This window comes from Halochromatium salexigens, assembly GCF_016653295.1.
Classification (GTDB): Bacteria; Pseudomonadota; Gammaproteobacteria; order Chromatiales; family Chromatiaceae; genus Lamprobacter; species Lamprobacter salexigens.
On sequence record NZ_NHSF01000098.1, the window covers coordinates 1 to 4253 of the forward strand.

Genomic DNA, 4253 nt, shown 5'->3' on the forward strand with positions numbered 1-4253 from the left:
TAGCGAACACCGGGGGCGTCGGTGTGGCTGTGGGGGTGGGCTTGAGAACCATCGGCTAACAACTCAAGTTTCAACCGCTTTCAGAAAAGCTACTGGTAACATGAGGGTTTCAAATTTGGAATTGCTGAGCGGCCCCTTGATTGATCGCTTTGGTGCACGTCGGCTGCTACCCTGGCATCTGACGCCCTTGTTGTTGGCCCTGCTGGCGCTGGCGCTCGCCGATGGACCTTGGTTGGCGCCACTCTATCTGGGCCTGGCCGGGCTCGGCATGGGTCTGGCCAACAGTCTGATGAGCGTGATCTGGGGCGAACTCTATGGCAGCACCCATCTGGGTGCGATCCGCTCCTTGGCGCAGTCGGCAATGATCTTCGCCACTGCGGTGGCACCGGTCTCGGTGGGTCTGCTCACGCGAGGGCTTGGGTGCCTTGGAGAGCTTGATCTCGAACACCCGGCGTTGGCCGCCGCGCTCCAGTAGCAGGTCGATCTCTGCGCCGTTGCCAGTGCGCACGAAGGAGGGACGCCAGCGTGGCAGCGCAGTGACCACTTGCTCGATGACGAAGGCCTCCCAGGATTCGCCGACTTGCGGGTTGGCCAAGAGTTGATCGAAGTCTTCGATCTCCAGCAGCGCATGCAAGACTCCGGTATCGCGCAGATAGAGCTTGGGCGAGCGCACCAACCGTTTCTTGAGATTGGTCTCAAACGGCGGTAGCAGCCGGATCATGTACGTCTGCTCAAGCAGCGCCAGGTAGCGCTTGAGGGTCGGGACACTCAGGTCCATCGCCCCGGCCAACGATTTCGGAGCGCAGGGCGGAGAAGAATTCGGGCAACAACTGGATCTCGTCGAGACAGATCAAGGCGCTGCGGTGGTGATCGAAGAACAGCTCAGGCTCGTTGAGCTTGGCACGATCGGCACGATCCTGCAGATCGAGGTAGACGGCAGGCGCATCGCCCAGCCAGTGGTGAGCCAGGGGCGACTTGCCGCATTGACGGGGGCCGAGCAGGGCCAGCGCGGGTGCTCGCGAGCGTCCGCGTTGCAGTGCCTGCTCAGCGAGGCGTGGGATGTATCCATGCATTTTGATCATGGCGCATGCTGATTTGCATGGTTTCATCATAGCCCAACGACGACTTTGCACTGGCGGTCGTGGATGGCACGATGGCGCTTGGCAGGCAAAAACACTATCAATGGAGAAAACATATGGGACTCCTGAGCGGCCTACTCGGCAACGCCTCCACCATCGATCCTGCCCAACTCGCCGATGAGCTGGAGCCGATCCTCGCCGCTGAGGAGACCATCGAGGTCGCCTTCAAGGTGATCCGGGATCAGTTCATCTTCACCAATGCGCGCTTGCTGTTGATCGACAAGCAGGGCCTGACCGGCAAGAAGGTCGAGTATCTGTCGATCCCCTACAAGGCGATCACTCGCTTCTCGGTCGAGACTGCGGGCCATTTCGATCTGGATGCGGAGCTGAAGGTCTGGGTCTCGGGGGCCAGCGAGCCGATCGAGAAGACCTTGCGCGGCGCCGATAACGTCACTGAGATCCAGAAGGCGCTGGCGACTGCGGTGCTGGCCGTGCAGTGAGCGACAACCTCAACCGCCCTCTGGCGCTGATTCGCCTCGCCGGGTTGCCGCTGAGTCTGACCCTGCTGTCGATCCTCTCGGGCAGCGTCATCAACCGCGTGATGGTGGTCGAGCTTGGCCTGCCGGTGATCCTGGCCGGGCTATTCTTGGCCATCCCCTTGTTGATCTCGCCGGTGCGGATCTGGCTTGGGCATCTGTCCGATGCCTATCCGCTCTGGGGCCGTCGCCGCGAGCCCTATTTGATCGTCGGTGCGCTGCTGGCCGGCATCGGGGTGGCGCTGTCGGTGGCCTTGGTCGTGCGCACCCCGCCGCTGTTCAGTCCGACCGCAGCGCTGATCCTGCTCGGGCTGCTGCTCTATGGCATTGGCCGCAATCTCACCGGCAATACCTTTCAGGCGCTGCTGACCGATCGTTTTGCCGCCGGCGTGGCGCGCTCGCGGGCGGTGAACCTCTACGAGGTCGTCAAGCTGCTCGGGATGGTGCTCGGCGCCGGGCTGCTTGGGCTGGCACTGCGTCCCTACAGTGCCGAACGCCTGGTGTTGGTGGTGCTGGTCCTGTCACTGCTGGCCATGCTGCTCTCGGTGCTCGCCGCCATCCGCCAAGAGCCGCGCAGCGAACGGCTGCGCGAGGCGGCCGAGCAGGCCCGCGCGGGCGCCTTTTGGCCGCGCTTTCGTCAGCTGGTCTGGGCCGATCCGCAGGCAAGGCTGTTCCTGGCGGTGATCGCGCTGACGCTGCTCGGCACCCAGATGCAGGATGTCTTGATGGAGCCCTATGCCGGGCTGGTTTTGGGGATGGACGTGGCTGCGACGACGCAGCTGACGATGTTCTGGGGCCTCGGGGCGCTGGCGGCGATCCTGGTCTCCGGGCTGGTGCTGATCCCCTGGCTCGGACTGGCACGGCTCTACCGGCTGGGCATCGGGCTGTTGCTGCCGCTGTTCGCTGGTGTCGTGCTGGCCGGTGTGCTGCAGGAGCCGCTGTTGCTGCAGCTCTGCGTGCTCGGACTTGGACTCAGCACAGGGCTGGCCGCGGCCAGTCTGTTGGCGCAGACGGTGGATTTCACCAGTGCGCAAAGTGCCGGGCTCTTGCTCGGGGTGTGGGGCTTGGGCTTTCAGCTGGGTCGCGCGCTGGCCAACCTGCTCGGCGCCGGGCTGGTCGATGGGCTCAATCGCCTCACCGGCGAGGCGGCGCTGCTCGCCTATGGCGGCGCCTTTGCAATCGAGTGCGCGTTCCTGGTTGGCGCCCTGCTTTTGTTCGAGCGCTTGCGGGTTGGGTCGGCGCGAGTGGTGCAGGCGGCTTGAGCGGGCTCAGGGCTGGGCATTGGTCAGATCAATCGATCTCACCCTGCGCGAGCGCATCCAGCGTCTCGTCCATGAGTTCGTTCACAGCGTCCAAGGATTCCGTCACGGCCAGCGGGACATCATCGCCTTGCTGAAGGATGTTGCGCACAAGCACCAGGCTCCGCTGCATCTGTTGAAGGTCGCGAACGGCTTCCCAGCTCATGGCCTCGTCGATATGAAACAGCGCTCGCTCCCAGCCTTCGAACCCTGGCTGTGCCGCCACGTCATCGCGCAGGCACTGCCAGGCGCCCTGCAGATCGGACAGGATGGTTTTCTCGTAGGCTGTCGGTTCAGTGAAAAATCCCATTGCTTCTCGGCCGTCTACTGGAAACGCGTCTTACCCAGCCACGATAATGACAGCATTCCACCCGATCCAGAGGCCTCTCCCGCATGATCTTCAAGCAGCTGTTCGAGTCCGATTCCTCCACCTATACCTATTTGATCGCCTGTGAGCAAAGCCGTCAGGCGATCCTGATCGATCCGGTCATTGATACCGTCGAGCGTGATCTGCAGGTGCTCAGGGACCTTGGGCTGACGCTTATGGCGACACTCGAGACCCATGTGCATGCCGATCATCTGCCGGCGGTCAGCCGATAGGTGAAGCTGGTCCGTTCACCGTCCGGGGTCACGCTGAGCTTGTGCCGGTAGGGGTTCTGCGGGAAGCGATAAGTCATCTTCCCAAGCTGGTTGTAGGCCAAGCCCGCGCCGATGCCGACATAGGGTTGAAACCGGCCCAGATCCGCCTCGATGAGCGGCGCAAGATCAACGAAGGCATTGACCATGCCGGTCTAAGACTCGACGTCGGCTGACACCGGTTCATGCGTGCCCACCGAGAGAAAGTTGGCGTTATCTTGATAGTCGCTGTCGAAGCGGTAGCCGAGGGACAGATCGGTGCGCAGCCAGGGCAGCAACCGTTTGCCAAACGCGACCTTGAGCAGCGGATAGCGGCCGAAGTCACCATAGGCGCCGAGCGGTCGTCCGTCGTCACCCCGGACACAGCCAAACAGCGCGGCTGGCTGTTGTGAGGCGCAATCGCGGTCGGAGAACTCCGCATCGTTGGACTGCTCAATACCTACGGCGGCGCGGAGGTACCAGTCCGAGGCTTCAGCCGTCGCCCCCAGTCCTGGCAGCATCGCGCAAGCGAACGCGCACAAGAGCCGTTGCCTCTTATTGAGCCGGGCTGTCGTTTTCATGGACGCGTCCTCATTCAGGAGTCGCCGGTTTCGGCTTTTTCTCGAACACCTGCAGGTTCGGCTCCTGCAGGATGATCGCCGGTCCCTGATCGGTTGGAACCTGGGCACCGAGCGTGCCGCTCAGGGCCGCCACCCACTGTGGCC

At 63.0% G+C, this 4253-nt stretch carries 7 protein-coding genes and 2 pseudogenes; 4 read left to right on the top strand and 5 right to left on the bottom strand.

Annotated elements, in window-relative coordinates; translation table 11 throughout:
- The first annotated feature begins 100 nt into the window (after positions 1-100).
- Positions 101-475 (top strand): MFS transporter, encoded by a 375-nt coding sequence (locus tag CCR82_RS19185; RefSeq protein WP_338073212.1) that lies wholly within the window; start codon positions 101-103, stop codon positions 473-475.
- On the opposite strand, the pseudogene CCR82_RS19190 reads toward CCR82_RS19185, so the two are convergent.
- Both CCR82_RS19190 and CCR82_RS18170 read right to left on the bottom strand, forming a co-directional pair.
- A pseudogene (locus tag CCR82_RS19190) lies at positions 407-778 on the bottom strand (DUF8612 domain-containing protein); the annotation flags it as partial. The gene CCR82_RS19185 and the pseudogene CCR82_RS19190 sit on opposite strands and share 69 nt — an antisense overlap.
- On the bottom strand, positions 732-1082 hold the full coding sequence (locus CCR82_RS18170) for an AAA family ATPase (protein WP_201247223.1): 351 nt from the start codon (positions 1080-1082) through the stop codon (positions 732-734). The pseudogene CCR82_RS19190 and the gene CCR82_RS18170, both read right to left, overlap by 47 nt.
- 113 nt (positions 1083-1195) lie before the next feature.
- Between CCR82_RS18170 and CCR82_RS18175 the strand changes: the two genes are divergently transcribed.
- The gene (locus CCR82_RS18175; protein ID WP_201247224.1) at positions 1196-1579 is read left to right on the top strand and encodes a PH domain-containing protein; all 384 of its coding nucleotides are present in this window, start codon (positions 1196-1198) and stop codon (positions 1577-1579) included.
- Positions 1576-2877 (top strand): MFS transporter, encoded by a 1302-nt coding sequence (locus CCR82_RS18180; RefSeq protein WP_201247225.1) that lies wholly within the window; start codon positions 1576-1578, stop codon positions 2875-2877. The genes CCR82_RS18175 and CCR82_RS18180 overlap by 4 nt, the downstream gene beginning before the upstream one ends.
- A 28-nt stretch (positions 2878-2905) precedes the next feature.
- On the opposite strand, the gene CCR82_RS18185 is transcribed toward CCR82_RS18180, so the two are convergent.
- The gene (locus CCR82_RS18185; RefSeq protein ID WP_201247226.1) at positions 2906-3223 is read right to left on the bottom strand and encodes a hypothetical protein; all 318 of its coding nucleotides are present in this window, start codon (positions 3221-3223) and stop codon (positions 2906-2908) included.
- A gap of 83 nt (positions 3224-3306) precedes the next feature.
- Here CCR82_RS18185 and CCR82_RS18190 point away from each other — a divergent pair.
- A pseudogene (locus CCR82_RS18190) lies at positions 3307-3495 on the top strand (MBL fold metallo-hydrolase); the annotation flags it as partial.
- On the opposite strand, the gene CCR82_RS18195 reads toward CCR82_RS18190, so the two are convergent.
- Complete coding sequence (locus CCR82_RS18195) at positions 3489-3698, bottom strand: hypothetical protein (protein WP_201247228.1); 210 nt, start codon at positions 3696-3698, stop codon at positions 3489-3491. The pseudogene CCR82_RS18190 and the gene CCR82_RS18195 overlap by 7 nt on opposite strands.
- A 6-nt stretch (positions 3699-3704) precedes the next feature.
- Positions 3705-4109: a hypothetical protein gene (locus CCR82_RS18200; RefSeq protein WP_201247229.1), complete on the bottom strand. Its 405-nt coding sequence runs from the start codon at positions 4107-4109 to the stop codon at positions 3705-3707.
- Positions 4110-4253: the final 144 nt, after the last annotated feature.

Bases quoted from the DNA above. Each gene is read 5' to 3' on its own strand.
- CCR82_RS18185 (WP_201247226.1), bottom strand. From the start codon at position 3,223: ATGGGATTTTTCACTGAACCGACAGCCTACGAGAAAACCATCCTGTCC.
- CCR82_RS18200 (WP_201247229.1), bottom strand. From the start codon at position 4,109: ATGAAAACGACAGCCCGGCTCAATAAGAGGCAACGGCTCTTGTGCGCG.
- CCR82_RS19185 (WP_338073212.1), top strand. From the start codon at position 101: ATGAGGGTTTCAAATTTGGAATTGCTGAGCGGCCCCTTGATTGATCGC.
- CCR82_RS18195 (WP_201247228.1), bottom strand. From the start codon at position 3,698: ATGGTCAATGCCTTCGTTGATCTTGCGCCGCTCATCGAGGCGGATCTG.
- CCR82_RS18175 (WP_201247224.1), top strand. From the start codon at position 1,196: ATGGGACTCCTGAGCGGCCTACTCGGCAACGCCTCCACCATCGATCCT.
- CCR82_RS18170 (WP_201247223.1), bottom strand. From the start codon at position 1,082: ATGATCAAAATGCATGGATACATCCCACGCCTCGCTGAGCAGGCACTG.